The following is a 16,141-nucleotide window of genomic DNA, read 5'->3' as shown; positions in this document are numbered from 1 at the left end:
GTTATTCAAGCTCAAAGTATCTTGATAGCTACCATAAGTCCAGCATTGCCGTAACAGGCGGTGCTGCGTACTTAGAAGCAAGTAATGATAACAGTATAACTTGTCTCTGCCATCTCGTTTCATCTAGGAATGGTACTTATTCGTGGAGTGGCTCTATCTCTAAGATTTTTTTCAAATCTCCGCTGCACAGAATTTCTAAATGGTCAAATATTTCTTTTGCAGGCCAATCCCACCATTTAATTGTTAGAAGATGTTCAATCAGGTCATCATCAAATCTTTTCTTCAGTATTCTACATGGATTTCCGCCAGCAATATGATAAGCTGGAATGTCCTTTGCCACAACAGAATTTGCGGCAATAATGGCGCCGTCACCAATATGAACGCCGGGCATGATGGTAACGTTCTGACCGATCCAAACATCATTGCCAATGACAGTATCACCTTTTAAGGGTAAGTCTTCTAGCACGGGTGTTGCCTTCTCCCAACCGCCTCCCATAATATTAAAGGGGTAGGTGGTAACACTGTTCATTCTATGATTGGCGCCGTTCATTACAAATTCAATGCCCTTTGCAATGGCACAGAATTTCCCTATAATAAGCTTGTCTCCAATAAATTCATAGTGGTGCGTGACGTGTTCTTCAAACCTTTCCGCACCATTGATGTCGTCATAATAGGTATAATCACCAACAATAATATTGGGGCGTGATATGACATTTTTGATATAACATACGCTTTTAATTGCTTCATTAGGATATATAACATTGGGGTTTGGTCCGTATTGCATAAAAAATCCTCCTGCTTATGATTATAATCGTTGTTGCGAAGTTTAAGTGTTTTATAATAAAAGGTCCTCATTTGGCAGATCTTTGGTATGCCCGAATAAGCTTTTCCCGGCTGACTGGTTTGCCGTGTGCAGGACAGAATGTTTGACATTGCGTGCTCAGTAATGCGTTCCATGATGTGATCACAGCCTTTTCATCATCGGCAAAAGGAGGATATATATTTCCCAGTACATGGACCATTGCATCACCAACGAAAGCAATATGCCTGTCCAGAATAATAGATACACTGTCAGACGTATGACCAGGAGTTTCAAGCAGCTCCGAACATTCGCCCAGATACCACTTAACCACTTCACTGCTTATCGGTTTCACCTGGGGGCAAGCCTCAAAACGGGTAAATTGATAAAAAGGTATTTGGGGTTCTACTCTGGAAAGGAGTCTGCTAAATGAATTTGTCCCTTTTGGCATGGTACAGCATCCTTTTATCATATGTTTCATTCCCTTAGGTGAAACATAGACACTGCAATGAAATTCATTTGAAAAATACCGTGCATTCGCTACGTGATCTGTATGACTGTGAGTTAAAAATATTGCGTCTATTTTTGATATTCCTGCAGCTTCAATACTTCGTATCACAGCTTTATGCTCAAAGCGCATACTTGTGTCGATCAACACGCTGTATTGATTCGTTTTTATAATATAGCAGGCACATCTTTGTGTCATTGTCCGATAGACGGTGTAACCATTCTCGTAAAATACAATCATATTTCGCCTCCGGCAGCCGATCTGCTTTGAATTTATGAAGAATTCTAAATAAACTCATATTTTATGAGTAACAGATTTAATAAATTACCTATCATAGAGAATACCATAAATACGGTCGGGTTACCAGTTGCTTTATAATATGCCTTGCTGATGTCATATTAAAACGATATAATGGTTTTGAGGTGGAAACATGCAAATTAACAGACTGTTTGAGATGATTTATCTTTTGCTTAACAAGGAAAGTATGACTGCAAAGGCTTTTGCTGAGCATTTTGAGGTGTCACAGCGTACTATTTATCGTGATGTAGAGCTGCTTTCGTCGGCAGGTATTCCCATTTATATGACGAAAGGAAAGGGCGGAGGCATTGCTCTGCTTCCTGATTTTGTACTGAACAAAACCGTACTCACTGACAGGGAAAAAACTGATATTCTTTCAGCACTGCATGCTGTGGATGCGGTAAGCTTAGAGCAGACCAATACTGCCATTGATAAGCTGTCATCTATGTTTGGCAACGGCAGCGATTGGCTGGAGGTGGATTTCTCCGGCTGGACAAGCGCCAGGGAAGAAGCTGCTGTCTTTGACGCCTTAAAAGGTGCCATTCTCCGAAAGAAAAAGGCAGTATTTCTTTACCACAGCGGAAAAAGCAGTATAAAACGTACCGTTGAGCCTTTAAAACTCTGCTTTAAGGGGCAGGGCTGGTATCTGTATGCTTACTGTACCGTGCGCTGTGACTACCGGTTTTTTAAGCTGCGGCGTATCCAGGAGCTGACAGTGCTGGAGGAGGCTTTTCAACGAACGGCTCCAGCCAGACTGTTGGGAGATAGTCAGATATTACAAGATAATCTGGTTACAATCACATTAAAGCTATCAAAAGAAATGGCTTATCGAGTGTATGACGAGTTTTCCGAATATGAGCATCAGCTGGACGGTAGCTTTATTGCTCAGCTTACCATGCCAAAAGGTAATTGGGTATATCACTATCTTGCCTCCTTTGGTGAGCACTGCGAGATCTTGGCCCCAGAAGATGTTCGTATACAAATTAAAGAAAAGCTTCAGAGAACATTGGAGCTGTATTTATAATATGACATGCTGTTGTCATATGGTCTTCGGTATGATGAATGTATCAAAAATAAGGAGGTTCATTCTATGAACTATGAGACAGTGACTTTAGCAGAAAAAATTGTGGTTGGCGTTAGTGCAATCACTGAAAACAACGATCCCAATATGGGGAAGATTATTGGCGGCTTGTGGGAAAAGCTGTATTATGAGGGAATAAATGACTCAATCAAAAATAAGGTAAATAAATACGCCATTGGCCTCTACTCTGATTATGCTGCTGATACCTACTGTGTCACCGCGGGAAGCCAGGTATCCAGAGCAGAGAACCCGGAGTTGACAGTAAAAACGATTCCTGCCGGAACGTATGCCAAATTCTCTATCCATGGACATATGGTACATGCGGTGAATGAGGCATGGGGCGAAATCTGGAAAATGGACTTGGACCGGAGTTTTACCGGAGATTTTGAGGAATATCTGACAGGTGACGTTGAAAACTGCGATATTGATATTTATATAGCTTTGAAATAAAGAACGATATCTCATGAATACCGCTGCCATAAAAAGAAAGCTCTGCCGACAAAATTACGGTAGAGCTTTCTTTTGCATATTTTGTCGAAACTTTTCATACTTTTATCACACAATCAACAAAATTATATCACACATTTTTCACATATCCAAATTAATCTAGATAGGAACGCAAGCATGCGAAAAAGAACAGGAGGAGAGAGAGTTGATCGAAGTCAGAAACCTGGTAAAGGACTACGGCGGACATCTGGCAGTGGACCATTTAAGCTTCACGATTTCAGATGGACAGATCTATGGCTTCTTAGGGCCAAATGGTGCTGGAAAGTCCACCACAATGAACATAATGACCGGCTACATAGGTGCGACAGAAGGAGATGTGCTGATCAATGGGCACAACATACTGGAGGAACCGGAGGAAGCAAAAAAATGCATTGGTTACTTGCCGGAGCTTCCGCCTCTGTATGTGGATATGACCGTCATGGAACAGCTTAACTTTGCCGCAGAATTAAAGAAAATCCCCAAAAAGGAAAGAGAGCAGGCGGTACAGGAGGTCTTGGAGTTAGCCAAACTTATGGAGGTCAAGGGACGTTTGATCCGAAACCTGTCAAAAGGCTACAGACAGCGGGTGGGGCTTGCCCAGGCTGTCATTGGATTTCCCCCTGTAATTGTATTGGATGAGCCAACCGTAGGTCTTGATCCCAAGCAGATCATAGAGATTCGGGACACCATTAAGGAACTGGGAAAGAATCATACGGTTATCTTAAGCTCCCATATCTTATCCGAAGTCAGTGCGGTATGCGACCACATCATGATCATAGACCGGGGCAAACTCATTGCCAGTGATACGCCGGAAAATCTGGAGCGCCAGATGGAAGGGGCCTCCGGCATGGAGCTTTCTATAAAGGCTTCCGAAGAAGAGATTATGACCACCTTAGAAGACCTATCTCTGGCAGCAGATATTGTTGTGTCCGAAAGCGGGGAAGAAGGAATTAAGCACGTATCTCTTAACTTCCGAAGTGGAGAGCTTGACCCGGAAGAAGATGTGCGGGAGACCATATTCTTTGCCTTTGCGGATCAGAGACTGCCCATTTTATCCATGCAGTCCCAGAAAGCTTCTTTGGAAGAAGTATTCTTAGAGCTTATTAAAGAGGCGGAATCAGATGATATAAATGATTCTTTGGAATTTAAGTCGAATGACGAAGCGGAGAGTAACACAGGAGAGAGTAACACAGCTGATAAGGAAATTGAAGATATTTCCAATCAGAGAATGGAAGAGGGAGAGGAGGAACAGTCAGAATGAATGCGATCTATCGAAGAGAATTAAAGTCCCATTTCCAGTCCATGACAGGGTATGTTTTCATCGCCTTTATGGTGCTGTTCATTGGGATCTATTTTATGGCGTATAACATGATGAGCGGTTACCCGTATTTTTCCTATACCCTTTCCGGTATGGTCACCATAATCATGATCGGAATTCCGGTGCTCACCATGAGGAGCTTTGCAGATGACAGGAAGACAAAGACGGACCAGCTTTTGCTAACTGCTCCCGTAACGGTGACAAAGATGGTCCTTGGAAAATATTTTTCCATGGTCACTGTCTTTTTAGTACCTGTACTTTTGACCAGTGTATGTCCCCTCATTATAAAGATGAACGGTACGGCATATTTAAAGGTAGATTATGCCTCCATGCTTGCTTTCTTCCTTCTTGGGTGTGTTTACATTGCCATTGGAATGTTTATCTCATCCTTAACGGAAAGTCAGATTATTGCAGCGGTAGGAACCTTTGGTGTCATTCTTTTGCTTTTGCTATGGCCGAATCTGGTGGGATTTCTGCCGGCAAGTGCCTCCGGGTCTGCCATTGGCTTTCTCATTCTCTGGACCTTTGTCGTGTTCGTCGTTCACCGAATGACCAGCCATAATCTTCTTGCTATTGTTTTAGAGGTGGTAGGCGTTCTTGTCATTGTGGGAATCTTTTTCCTGAAAAGAAGCCTTCTTGACCGTGCACTCGTAAACCTTCTGGAGAAAATATCCATCACTCAGGTACTCCAGAATTTTACCAGTCATTACATCTTTGACCTGGGCGGTCTGATTTCCTATATCAGCGTAATCTTTCTGCTGATATTTTTGACCGTGCAGTCCATAGAGAAACGCAGATGGAGTTAGGAGGATGGAAATGACCAGAAAATTGAAAAAAGGCGGCTATACAGCGATTCTTTCCCTTATCGTGATTGCAGCTGTCGTAGTATTAAATATGATCGTAGGACGCCTTCCGGAAAAGGTACGGCAGTGGGATATGAGCAGCAGTCAGATCTATACCCTTGGAACAACCACAAAAGATCTGGTAAAAGGGCTTGATAAAGATGTCACCATATATGTGGTGGGGGATCCTTCCAATGTGGACAAAAGAATTACAAGCTTCGTAAAGCGATATGAGGATTTATCCAAACATATAAAGGTGGAGACCTTGGATTCCGTTCTTCACCCGGATCAGGTAAATAAGCTAAAGGCAACGGATGATTCCCTGTTCATAAGCTGTGAAGCCACCAATAAGACAGAGTCTGTTCCATTTGCCAGCATCATAAAAATGGATGAGTCAGCCTATTACAATTACGGACAGTCAAAGGAATCAGAATTTGACGGAGAAGGACAGCTGACCAGCGCCATTTCCCATGTGACCAATGACGTGGAAAAGAAGGTCTATGTAACAGAAGGGCATAAGGAAGCTCAGTTTGGCACTGTGGTTACAGACATGTTAAAGAAATCCAATTTAACCGTAACCCCGATAAACCTGCTGACAGGAGGCAGTATTCCAGAGGACTGCGAGCTTCTTCTAATGAATGCACCTGAATCTGACCTGGCTGCCGATGAAAAGAAGATGGTTTCCGATTACTTAAACGGCGGCGGAAATGTAATGATTCTGGCAGGATACTCGGAGAAAGACCGTCCAAACCTTAATGGACTGCTCAATGAATACGGCTTAAATATAGAAAATGGTCTGGCCGCAGACACCAAGAACTTTTACCAGAATAACCCCTATTACATTTTCCCAACCATTCCAGCCGGCAATGAGCTGACACAGGGAACCGATGAAAAAAGCGTTTCTTTAGTACTCCAGTCCGGTGCTATGACTCAGTTAAAAGACCTTCCTCAAGGAGTGGAAGTGACCCCATTTATGGAGACCAGTGAGAATGGTATGCTGGTAACGGCTGATAAGCAGACAAAAGGAACCTATCTTCTTGGAGCCGTGGCGAAAAAAACATTGGACTCCGGTGCGGCGCGTCTCACGGTTTTGACCACACCATCCCTGATTGATGAGGGCTTAAACACCAGCTTTACCAATTTAAATAACATGAATCTCTTTATGAATGCGGTAACGGCAAATTATCCGGATGTGGCCAATGTATCCATTCCGGCCAAAAGCCTTGATGTTAGCTACAACACCGTTACAAAGGGCGGCTTATGGGGAGTTCTCTTTGTTTTTGTAATTCCGGTAGCGACTCTGTTAACAGGCCTTGTTATCTGGCTGAAACGCAGACGGCTGTAAGAGGAGGGCTGTAATGAAGAAGAAGAAAAAAGGTATTTTTTACGGTGCCGGCGCCCTGATCCTTCTCTGTGCCCTTTATATCGGGGTAAATTTCTATCTGGACGGTTCAGAAAAGAAGGAAAATGAAAAGAAAGAGGCGGATAAAGCCTACATGACCGACCTCTCTGATGTCCAGGCATTGTCCTATGACAACAATGGCCAGGAGCTTTCCTTTACAAAAAAGGACGGAGTGTGGAAATACGATGGCGATGACCGTTTCCCGGTCATGCAGACAAAATTGGATTCCATGGCATCAACCGTATCAAAGTTAGAAGCACTGAGAAAGCTGGAGGGAGCAGATACACTAAGCGCCTACGGCCTGGATAAGCCAATCCGAAAGGTAGAAGTAACGGCTGGAGACGGGAAAAAGTCAGTCATTCTTCTTGGAAACGGAACCGAGGATGGGAATTATTATGCTGTGATACAGGGAGAGAATACCCCTTATCTCATTAGCTCCTCTCTGTTTAGTGAAACAGAAGGAGGGCTTACTGATGTAATGGCCTTGGAAGAGTTTCCTGCCATTCAGGGAACGGATATTAAGACCATCACCATTTCTCAAAACGGTACCACCAGCCATTATGTAAAAAAGGAGCTGGAGGGAAAAGAGGATCAGAAGGAAGAAATCGCGTGGTATAAAGATTCTGCTGATTCAGAAAGCAACAAATTAAAGGATAATTCTCCTCTTAACGTTCTTGCCGATTCATTGACCGGCCTGAAGGTAAAGAGCTGTGCTGATTATAAAGCAGAAGAAAGCAGCCTTGGCAGCTACGGACTTGATAAGCCTGTGGCAGAGATCACATATACCTATGAGAAGAATGGTAAAGAAGAGACCTTCCATTTATCCATAGGTTCCAGGAATCAGGATTCTACCACTTATTATACCCGAACGGAGAAGTCATCCTTTGTCAATGAAATCGATAAAGCTTCCGTGGATAAGTGCTTAAATGTGGATAAACAGGTATAAGAATTCTTCCTTTGTGTAGGAATAACAAGCAGTGCCGCTTTAAAATGGCACTGCTTGTTTCTATGTTTGATGGGATTGTGGGATATTTTGGCAAAAAAGCTCTTAAAATGTAAATTTTTAGGTAAATGTCCCAGGTTCATTCCATAGATAAGTATAGACATAAAATCTTGGGCAGATTATAATATCTAATGGAGTGTTTTAGGAATCCTGCCAGTATAGGAGATCCATTAAACCCCATAAAGGTTATGGCAAACTGGTACACATAAAAATACATGCAAAATGCAAGGAAGTGAATTTATGGAGCAATTATATGAAAAGATAGAAAGCACGGATCTAAGGCCTATTAGACAAATCGTACTGGAAAGGCTTAGAAAGGCTATTATGGCAGGCACACTTCAACCTGGAGACCGATTGGTGGAAACATCCATTGCCGAGGGGATGGGAGTAAGCAGGACTCCGGTAAGAGAAGCGTTCCGACAATTAGAAATTGAAGGACTGGCTGAGAACCTTCCAAGAAGGGGAACCATTGTAAAAGGAATTTCCAAAGCAGATATTTATGAGATTTACGAGATCAGGGAAGTTCTGGAGGGCTTGGCATTCCGTTTAGCGTGCGCAAATATGACTGATATTAAGATATCAGAATTAAAGAACAAGCTTCTTATGATGGAGCAGTGTATTAAAAATGAGGATATCAAAGAATACTGGAAAACACATGACGAATTCCACGATAGTATCGTGCATCAAAGCAACAATAAAAGACTGATCGATCAAATGAAACAGATTTATGAGTATTTATCAAAACTGAGAAATTTCACACTGGTCATGAACAAGAGAAGAGAAGTGGCGATGAAAGAGCATAAGGCATTGATTGAGGCCTTTGAAAAGAGAGATGAAATATTAGCGGAACAGATTGGCAGAGAACATACCATAAATGCGAAGAAGTTTCTGACAAAAGAGATTCATTTGTTTTAAACAAACATCTGGTCTCTCAAGGATCCCATAAGTATTGTGCAAAATGCCTCCTATGTGATAAAGACTATGGCTGGTAAGCCTTAGTGAAAAGTAGGAGGTGAACAAAAAAGGAAAATATTACACAAAACATGGAAAATCCGACACTTACTTGTGGGGGTTGCCCGAGGTCAACTGGTAGGTTATGGACAATGTGCACAATAATGTCGAAAATTGTAAAAAAAATTTGTAAAAAGGATTGCATTTTTTTAAGAACCATAATATAATACAGACATAGAGAGCAGGAGCTTCCAAGAGGTAGAATTTGCATCGCAGATTGTATACAGGTATACAATAAAACTATATTATTATGAATGAAAAAGCCAGATGAGAAGTCTTAAGAAACAGGATATGAAACGGTACATCAGAAGCGAAAACATTTTTTTTATTACAGATTGTATACAAGTATACAATCGCCGATTTTTTTCATATCTCTGGTTAGGACTGAGGGGGGAAACATTTGGTCTTATCTAATAATATTGTTTTTTTATTTCTTAAATTGTATACAAGTATACAATGCGTACGAAACCATACGATAACTCTTCTTATTACTACCACTATTAAGTGGTTTGGCGTATCATGAGTCAACATGGGGAAAGATGATAGTTATGGGGAAAGCAGATTATGCCTATACAAAAGAACGTAATTTCGGTTTGTTAACATGACAAAAGGCTATGGAAGTGTGGGTAGAAAAATAGAGCTCTCTTATTTTTTTACGCAAAAAATATTGTACATTGATAAGAGGGTGTACAAAGTAAGTAATTAAGGAGTGATGAGTGTTGAGAGAATTAAAGTGTAGTATTTACCGAGGTGGAACTAGTAAAGGGGTCTTCCTGTTAGAGGAGGACTTAAAAAATCTATCGGATGATCTGGACCAGGTCTTACTTAAGGTCATGGGAAGCCCAGATATCAGACAGATTGATGGACTCGGCGGTGCGGTATCTACAACCAGCAAGGTAGCAATTATTTCTAAGGAGCTTAACGAGCCCTGGGATGTAAATTATACCTTTGCTCAGGTATCTGTAGACAAACCGGTGGTGTCCTATGCAGGAAACTGCGGAAACATTTCCTCAGCAGTTGGAATCTTTGCCATTGAAAATAAGATGGTGGATATCCAGGACCCAGTTACAATCGTGAAGGTATATAATACCAACACTAAAAAGGTAATTGAGGAAAGTGTACCTACTCCTAATGGAGAACTGATATACTCAGAAGATTTTAAGATCGCTGGAGTACCGGGAAAAGGTCTTAAAATTGATTTGACGTTTGTGAATCCGGCAGGATCATTAACCGGAAAACTGCTTCCTACAGGAAATAGCTCTGATGTCTTTTCTGTAGAGGGAGTAGGCGACGTGGAGATGTCCATCGTCGATGCAAGTAATCCATTGGTATATGTGGATGCCAGAGAGATTGGCTTAACAGGCTATGAGAAGGTAAGCGAAATTGACGGCGACCAGGCATTACTTGAGAAGCTGGAACGAATAAGGGGAACGGCTGCCTTAAAAATGGGGCTCATAAAAAATCTGGAAGACAGTTCAACAATTTCACCTGGAGTGCCGAAATTAACATTAGTGGCTCCATCAAAGGTTTATGAAGATGCGTCTGGAAACCTGATCAGTGAATTAGACTATGATTTGTCCATTCGAATGATGAGCATGCAAAAGGCACATAAGAGCATTGCATTAACAGGTGCATTATGTACTCTTGCAGCCAGTGTGATTCCGGGAACAATTCCAAACCGTCTGGTGAAAAAGCATGCAGCTGAAAATAATACCTATACATTAGGTCATAGCAGCGGAACCATCAGCGGATGTATTGATTATGAGAAATCAGAGGACGGTACTGTAGAGGTACATTCTGTAACTTCCTACCGTACAGCTCGTAAGATTTTAACTGGCACCGTATTTTTTAACTAACAAATTCTTATTTGAGGAGAGTAAAAACGTATGTTAGCATTATTGGGATATTTAATGATTATCGTATTTATGTTCCTGCTTCTGAAAAAGATGATTTCTCCGTTTGCAGGTCTGATCTTGGTTCCATTGGCGTTTGGATTTATCGTAGCAGCTTATCTGCATGTTTCATTTTTGGACGTATTTGACTGGATTTATCAGGGACTCTATTACCAGTTTAATGGTACAAAAGTAAAAGCAGGTGTTGCACCTACAATTACACTGTTACTGTTTGCTATTTTATACTTCTCTATCATGCTTGATGTTGGTCTTTTCGATCCTCTCAGCAAGGTATTGATTAAATGGGCAAAAGGCGATCCCCTTAGACTTTGTTTTGCAACTGCAGCCATTTCCATGGCAGTATCCTTAGATGGTGATGGAACCACAACCGTTTTAATCGTAACTGCAGCTGTATTATCCCTGTTTAAGAAGATGAAGATGAACCAGTTATATCTGGCTGTTTTAATTGCAATTCCAAACTCCATCATGAATTTTGTACCATGGAGCGGACCGATGGCACGAGCTATGCCGGTATTAAACATAGGACCAAAAGAATTTTTCGTGCCTATGATTCCTGGAATGATTGGTGCTATTATCTTAACAATATATATGGCTTATTCCTACGGCAAGAAAGAGCGTGCACGTTTAGGCTATACTGCAGGTTCCAGCATTATCAATGATTCAGATTTAGCAAATATCATTAAATCACTCAGTGAAGATCCGGAAGGATTAAAGAAACCTAAATTATTACTTTTCAACTTTGCATTAACTGTATTTATCATGGTATTACTGATTCTTGACCTTGTTAACGGCGGACTTTTATTCTTAATCGGTACAGCAGTTGCTTTAATTGTTAACTTTAAAGATCCTAATCTCCAGGCAAAAAGACTGACTGCCAACGGTGCAGAAGCATTAGGACCTGTCAGCTTAGTATTTGGCGCCGGTGTTATCATGGGTATCTTAAACGGAAGCGGAATCAGTACAGCAATGGCAGAGCAGATTGTTTCTCTTTTACCAGCCAGCATGGGCGGATACATTCCGTTATTATTTGCATTAATCTCTTTACCAGGATTATTCTTCCTTCCTAATGATGCGTTCTACTTCGGTATTCTTCCAGTTGTTGCACCGATTGCTTATAGCTTTGGTGCGTCTCCGGTGGATATGGGTGTTGCATCCTTACTAGGTCAGGCTGTTCGTTTCGCCAGCCCATTAGTTGCTTTCTTATATGTACTGGTAGACCGTACAGAAGTAAGCTTTGTTGATTATCAGAAGGAATACTTAAAATGGGGTATCCCAAGCTACTTTATCCAGCTTATCATTGCAATTTTAATTGGTGTACTTCCCGTTCCATTTTTATACTAATACGTAACAGAATAGGGGTGTTGTTTCGTTTGGCAGCACCCCCACTTGATTGAAACATGAGGAGGACAAACATGTTAGAAATATTTAATAAAGGCGCTTTTCTTGTCGGCAACAATGAACTTATTTCCGAAGAAAATATAACTGAATTAGAAGCACGCAGCAGGGAACCATTGGATAAGGAACAGGCGAAAAAAGGAACCATTACTTATGGTATCTTAAAGGCGCACAACCAGTCCGACTCCATGCAGAGCCTGAAAATTAAATTTGATTCCATGACATCTCACGATTTAACCTACATCGGAATCATTCAAACAGCAAAAGCATCTGGAATGACGAAATTCCCAATTCCTTATGTGTTAACAAATTGCCACAACTCCCTTTGTGCAGTTGGCGGAACCATCAATGAAGACGATCATGTATTTGGACTTTCTGCTGCAAAAAAATACGGCGGAATCTTTGTACCACCCCACGTAGCTGTCATTCATCAGTTTATGCGGGAAATGTTAGCTGGCTGCGGAAAGATGATTATCGGTTCTGACAGTCATACAAGATACGGTGCCCTTGGAACCATGGCTATCGGCGAAGGCGGCGGTGAGCTGGTGAAGCAGATCATCGGTGACACTTATGATATTGAATACCCTGAAGTAATAGCGATTTATTTAGATGGAAAACCACAGCCCGGTATTGGCCCCCAGGATATTGCACTTGCAATTATCGGACAGGTATTCAAATCCGGTTATGTTAAAAATAAAGTAATGGAGTTCGTAGGCCCTGGTATTGCAAATCTTTCCACTGATTTCCGTAACGGAATCGATGTAATGACAACAGAGACCGCGTGCTTGACCTCCATCTGGCAGACAGATGAAGATACAAAGGAATTTTTAAATATCCATGGAAGAGTGGAAGATTACAAGGAATTACAGCCGGAATCAGTGGCCTACTACGATGGAGCCGTTTACGTGGATTTAAGCAAGATTGAATCCATGATTGCGTTGCCTTTCCACCCAAGCAATGTTTATTCCATCAAAGAGTTAAATAGTAATTTAAGTGATATTCTTCACAAAGTAGAAGTAGATGCTAAAAAATTAATCAACAATCCAAATATCGATTTCAAGCTCACCGATAAGATTCATAACAATCAGTTAAAGGTTCAGCAGGGAATCATCGCCGGTTGTTCCGGTGGTAACTTTAACAACGTATATGAAGCTTCTGAAATCATTTCAAAAGCAAGTTCCATTGATAAGGATTACAGCTTATCCGTTTACCCGTCTTCTGTTCCTGTTTATATGGAATTGGCGAAAAAGGGTGTTGTTTCTAACTTAATGGCTGCTGGTGCAATTGTAAAGACAGCGTTCTGCGGTCCTTGCTTTGGTGCTGGAGATACTCCTGCCAACAACGGCTTTAGCATTCGTCATACCACAAGAAACTTCATCAACAGAGACGGTTCCAAGCCAGGCAATGGTCAGATGACCTCCGTAGCACTTATGGACGCGCGTTCCATTGCAGCAACTACAATCAACAACGGAATACTGACTCCAGCGACTGACGTAGTCGATGAGTATCCAGTATACGATTATCATTTTGATGACTCCGCTTACCGTAACAGAGTTTACCAGGGCTTTGATGAAGCAAAGGACGAGGAAGAGCTTGTATACGGTCCAAACATCAAGGACTGGCCAGAGATGAGTTCCTTAGGAGAACACGTCTTATTAAAGGTATGTTCCAAGATTCTTGATGAAGTTACCACAACGGACGAACTGATCCCATCAGGAGAAACTGCTTCTTATCGATCTAATCCATTGGGATTAGCAGAGTTTACTCTGTCAAGAAGAGATCCTGAATATGTAGGAAAAGCAAAAGATGTGGCTGTACTGGAAAAATCCAGAGTAGAAGGCAATTCAGTTCCTTCTGAAATCAGCCATGTTTATGATAAAATTACCGAAGTGTATCCGGCAGCAGGAAAGGATTTAACCTCCATTGAAATAGGAAGTGTTATCTACTGTACAAAGCCAGGAGACGGCTCCGCACGCGAACAGGCAGCCAGCTGCCAAAGAGTGTTAGGCGGACTTGCAAACATCTGTAAAGAGTATGCAACCAAGCGTTACCGTTCTAATGTTATTAACTGGGGTATGATTCCATTCCAGACAAAGGAAGAGCCTGATTTTGAGGTGGATGATTATATCTTTATCCCTGGTATGAAAGCTGCCATCGCAGAAGGCAAGCAGGAAATCACCGGATATATTCTTGGTGATACCGTCAGAGAGATTCATTTATATTGGGAAGCATTAACCGATAATGAGAAGGAAATTGTACTCTCTGGTTCTTTAATCAATTACAACCGCAATAAATTTGTGTATGCATAAGTAAATCATTAAAAATAGCCCGATATGGTTTATCCGAAACCATAGATGACGGCTATTTTTAATTGTTTCAAAGATTGTTTTATGGTATCATAGTGGCATGTTTTTTGGAGATACTTTCTGTATTAGTATTTTTTATTGCTAACTATCTACTAGCTGGTGTATCCCATGATTTGATTTTCTTTGCCTCATTCAGACTCCTGGGCTATTTATAAGGAAGTGATTGGGATTCCAGGCTCATAGGAGGAAAATGGATTGTCGATTGGATACGCATGTCAGGTAATAGGAGTTCCGGGAACGGAAACATCAAGATGCATTTTAAAGAATGCCAGTGAAGATAATTTAAGAAGTTTAATCTATCATAATTTAAACGCTTTGGATGCCATGCTTCATTATAATATAGATAACAACATTCATTTTTTTCGCCTCAGTTCAGATATCATTCCCTTTGGTTCCCATCCAGCCAATCAGCTGATCTGGTGGGAGGAATTTGAGGAAATGTTTATGGCTCTGGGAGAAAAAATTAAAAATAATAACATCAGAGTGTCCATGCACCCCGGACAGTATACTGTGTTAAATTCCCCGGATCCGTCTACCATTGCCAATGCTATTTTGGATTTAGAGTATCACGACCGCTTTTTAAATGCCCTGGGAATGGATCAGACCAGTAAGATGGTGCTTCATATCGGTGGAGTCTATGGAGACAAAAAGGAAGCTTCCAGGCGGTTTGTAGAGAATTTTCCGTTGCTTTCCGACTCTATAAGGAGCCGCTTGATTCTGGAAAATGACGATAAGAGCTATACAGTGGAAGACGTTTTAAATATAGCTTATCAAACGGGTTCTCCAGTGGTCTTTGATAATCTTCATAATGCCATTAAACCATCTGAAACGAATTGCACGGAACAGGAGTGGATGCTGGAGTGTAAAAAGACCTGGAAAGAAGTGGATGGAAAACAAAAGATTCATTATTCCCAGCAAGGGAAAAATTCTCCGGTAGGAGGACATTCTGAAACCGTATTTCTAAAGCCGTTTGAAGACTTCTATCCCCTTGTTCCACCGGAAACAGATATTATGCTGGAGGTAAAGGATAAGAATCTATCTGCTAATAAATGCATTAACACCGTTTGCATCAATGCAAAGGCGGTGGAGTTAGAGAAGGAATGGGCAAGGTATAAATATTATGTCCTTAGCCGTTCTGCAAGAATCTATACGGAAGTCAGGCAGCTGTTAAAGGATAAAAAGGAGCCGGTCGCAAGAGAGTTCTATACCATGGTGGAGAAAGCCATGCTTCTGCCAGAGGACATGGGAGCGGAGGTCAATGCGGCGGAACATGTGTGGGGGTATATCAGCAAGGAATCTACAAATGCGGAAAAGAACCGGTATCAAAAACTCATCACAGGATACAAAGAGAAAAATAGTTCCATTTCTTCTATTAAAAGACATCTGTTTACCTGTGCAGTGAAAAGGAATTTGGAGTATTTAATGAATTCCTATTATTTTTATATTTGATATGATAAATCGAATTATTCAATTATATAAATTAGTTGTAATAAGTTAATATAGTATAACAGTCTTAGTGCGAACCGTAAGTGAACATAAATTCCCTACGAGATTCGCACTTTTTTATAGCTGGTTTTTCAATTTTAAGATAGATGATTTTACTTTATATTTGTTTAATTGAAGTAATTATGGTATGATATTCATGAAAATACGAAGATTTATGGCTTTATGGTTGTTTGTATTTGCTGTCGAAGCCTGTGTGGCTCCGTGGATTGAAATC

Annotated in this window: 13 protein-coding genes; 11 read left to right on the top strand and 2 right to left on the bottom strand. The window is 41.2% G+C overall.

The window, feature by feature from the left end; translation table 11 throughout:
• Nucleotides 1-136: 136 nt before the first annotated feature.
• Nucleotides 137-784, bottom strand: a complete 648-nt coding sequence (locus tag T546_RS0112085; RefSeq protein ID WP_026891840.1) for a Vat family streptogramin A O-acetyltransferase — start codon at nt 782-784, stop codon at nt 137-139.
• 67 nt (nt 785-851) lie between these two features.
• Nucleotides 852-1,547 (bottom strand): MBL fold metallo-hydrolase, encoded by a 696-nt coding sequence (locus T546_RS0112080; RefSeq protein ID WP_026891839.1) that lies wholly within the window; start codon nt 1,545-1,547, stop codon nt 852-854.
• A gap of 190 nt (nt 1,548-1,737) precedes the next feature.
• On the opposite strand from T546_RS0112080, the gene T546_RS0112075 reads away from it, so the two are divergent.
• The 11 genes from T546_RS0112075 to uvsE all read left to right on the top strand — a co-directional run bounded on the left by T546_RS0112075 (nt 1,738) and on the right by uvsE (nt 15,870).
• Nucleotides 1,738-2,628, top strand: coding sequence for a helix-turn-helix transcriptional regulator (locus tag T546_RS0112075; protein ID WP_026891838.1), 891 nt, complete (start codon nt 1,738-1,740; stop codon nt 2,626-2,628).
• Nucleotides 2,629-2,694: 66 nt separating this feature from the next.
• Entirely contained in the window at nt 2,695-3,135 is a 441-nt protein-coding gene (locus tag T546_RS0112070) for a GyrI-like domain-containing protein (protein WP_026891837.1), read from the top strand.
• 202 nt (nt 3,136-3,337) lie between these two features.
• Nucleotides 3,338-4,432, top strand: a complete 1,095-nt coding sequence (locus T546_RS0112065; RefSeq protein ID WP_026891836.1) for an ABC transporter ATP-binding protein — start codon at nt 3,338-3,340, stop codon at nt 4,430-4,432.
• Complete coding sequence (locus T546_RS0112060) at nt 4,429-5,295, top strand: ABC transporter permease (RefSeq protein ID WP_026891835.1); 867 nt, start codon at nt 4,429-4,431, stop codon at nt 5,293-5,295. Before T546_RS0112065 ends, T546_RS0112060 begins: the two co-directional genes overlap by 4 nt.
• A gap of 10 nt (nt 5,296-5,305) precedes the next feature.
• Complete coding sequence (locus T546_RS0112055) at nt 5,306-6,676, top strand: GldG family protein (protein ID WP_026891834.1); 1,371 nt, start codon at nt 5,306-5,308, stop codon at nt 6,674-6,676.
• Between the two features lie 13 nt (nt 6,677-6,689).
• The gene (locus T546_RS0112050; protein WP_026891833.1) at nt 6,690-7,679 is read left to right on the top strand and encodes a DUF4340 domain-containing protein; all 990 of its coding nucleotides are present in this window, start codon (nt 6,690-6,692) and stop codon (nt 7,677-7,679) included.
• Nucleotides 7,680-7,976: 297 nt separating this feature from the next.
• Nucleotides 7,977-8,651 carry a GntR family transcriptional regulator gene (locus T546_RS0112045; protein WP_026891832.1) on the top strand — a complete coding sequence of 225 codons (675 nt, stop codon included), beginning with the start codon at nt 7,977-7,979 and terminating at the stop codon, nt 8,649-8,651.
• Between the two features lie 815 nt (nt 8,652-9,466).
• On the top strand, nt 9,467-10,603 hold the full coding sequence (locus tag T546_RS0112040) for a 2-methylaconitate cis-trans isomerase PrpF family protein (protein WP_207641319.1): 1,137 nt from the start codon (nt 9,467-9,469) through the stop codon (nt 10,601-10,603).
• Nucleotides 10,604-10,633: 30 nt separating this feature from the next.
• Nucleotides 10,634-12,001: a CitMHS family transporter gene (locus tag T546_RS0112035; RefSeq protein WP_026891830.1), complete on the top strand. Its 1,368-nt coding sequence runs from the start codon at nt 10,634-10,636 to the stop codon at nt 11,999-12,001.
• A 71-nt stretch (nt 12,002-12,072) separates the two neighbouring features.
• Nucleotides 12,073-14,364, top strand: coding sequence for a hydratase (locus T546_RS0112030; RefSeq protein WP_026891829.1), 2,292 nt, complete (start codon nt 12,073-12,075; stop codon nt 14,362-14,364).
• 252 nt (nt 14,365-14,616) lie between these two features.
• Nucleotides 14,617-15,870 carry a UV DNA damage repair endonuclease UvsE gene (gene uvsE / locus T546_RS0112025; protein WP_026891828.1) on the top strand — a complete coding sequence of 418 codons (1,254 nt, stop codon included), beginning with the start codon at nt 14,617-14,619 and terminating at the stop codon, nt 15,868-15,870.
• Nucleotides 15,871-16,141 lie beyond the last annotated feature (271 nt).

The sequence above is a fragment of the [Clostridium] aerotolerans DSM 5434 genome, assembly GCF_000687555.1.
In the GTDB taxonomy this organism is placed as follows: domain Bacteria; phylum Bacillota; class Clostridia; order Lachnospirales; family Lachnospiraceae; genus Lacrimispora; species Lacrimispora aerotolerans.
Note: the sequence above shows the minus strand (reverse complement) of the source record. Positions and strands in the feature narration are given on the sequence as shown.

Bases quoted from the DNA above. Each gene is read 5' to 3' on its own strand.
- T546_RS0112085 (WP_026891840.1), bottom strand. From the start codon at position 784: ATGCAATACGGACCAAACCCCAATGTTATATATCCTAATGAAGCAATT.
- T546_RS0112080 (WP_026891839.1), bottom strand. From the start codon at position 1,547: ATGATTGTATTTTACGAGAATGGTTACACCGTCTATCGGACAATGACA.
- T546_RS0112075 (WP_026891838.1), top strand. From the start codon at position 1,738: ATGCAAATTAACAGACTGTTTGAGATGATTTATCTTTTGCTTAACAAG.
- T546_RS0112070 (WP_026891837.1), top strand. From the start codon at position 2,695: ATGAACTATGAGACAGTGACTTTAGCAGAAAAAATTGTGGTTGGCGTT.
- T546_RS0112060 (WP_026891835.1), top strand. From the start codon at position 4,429: ATGAATGCGATCTATCGAAGAGAATTAAAGTCCCATTTCCAGTCCATG.
- T546_RS0112055 (WP_026891834.1), top strand. From the start codon at position 5,306: ATGACCAGAAAATTGAAAAAAGGCGGCTATACAGCGATTCTTTCCCTT.
- T546_RS0112050 (WP_026891833.1), top strand. From the start codon at position 6,690: ATGAAGAAGAAGAAAAAAGGTATTTTTTACGGTGCCGGCGCCCTGATC.
- T546_RS0112045 (WP_026891832.1), top strand. From the start codon at position 7,977: ATGGAGCAATTATATGAAAAGATAGAAAGCACGGATCTAAGGCCTATT.
- T546_RS0112035 (WP_026891830.1), top strand. From the start codon at position 10,634: ATGTTAGCATTATTGGGATATTTAATGATTATCGTATTTATGTTCCTG.
- T546_RS0112030 (WP_026891829.1), top strand. From the start codon at position 12,073: ATGTTAGAAATATTTAATAAAGGCGCTTTTCTTGTCGGCAACAATGAA.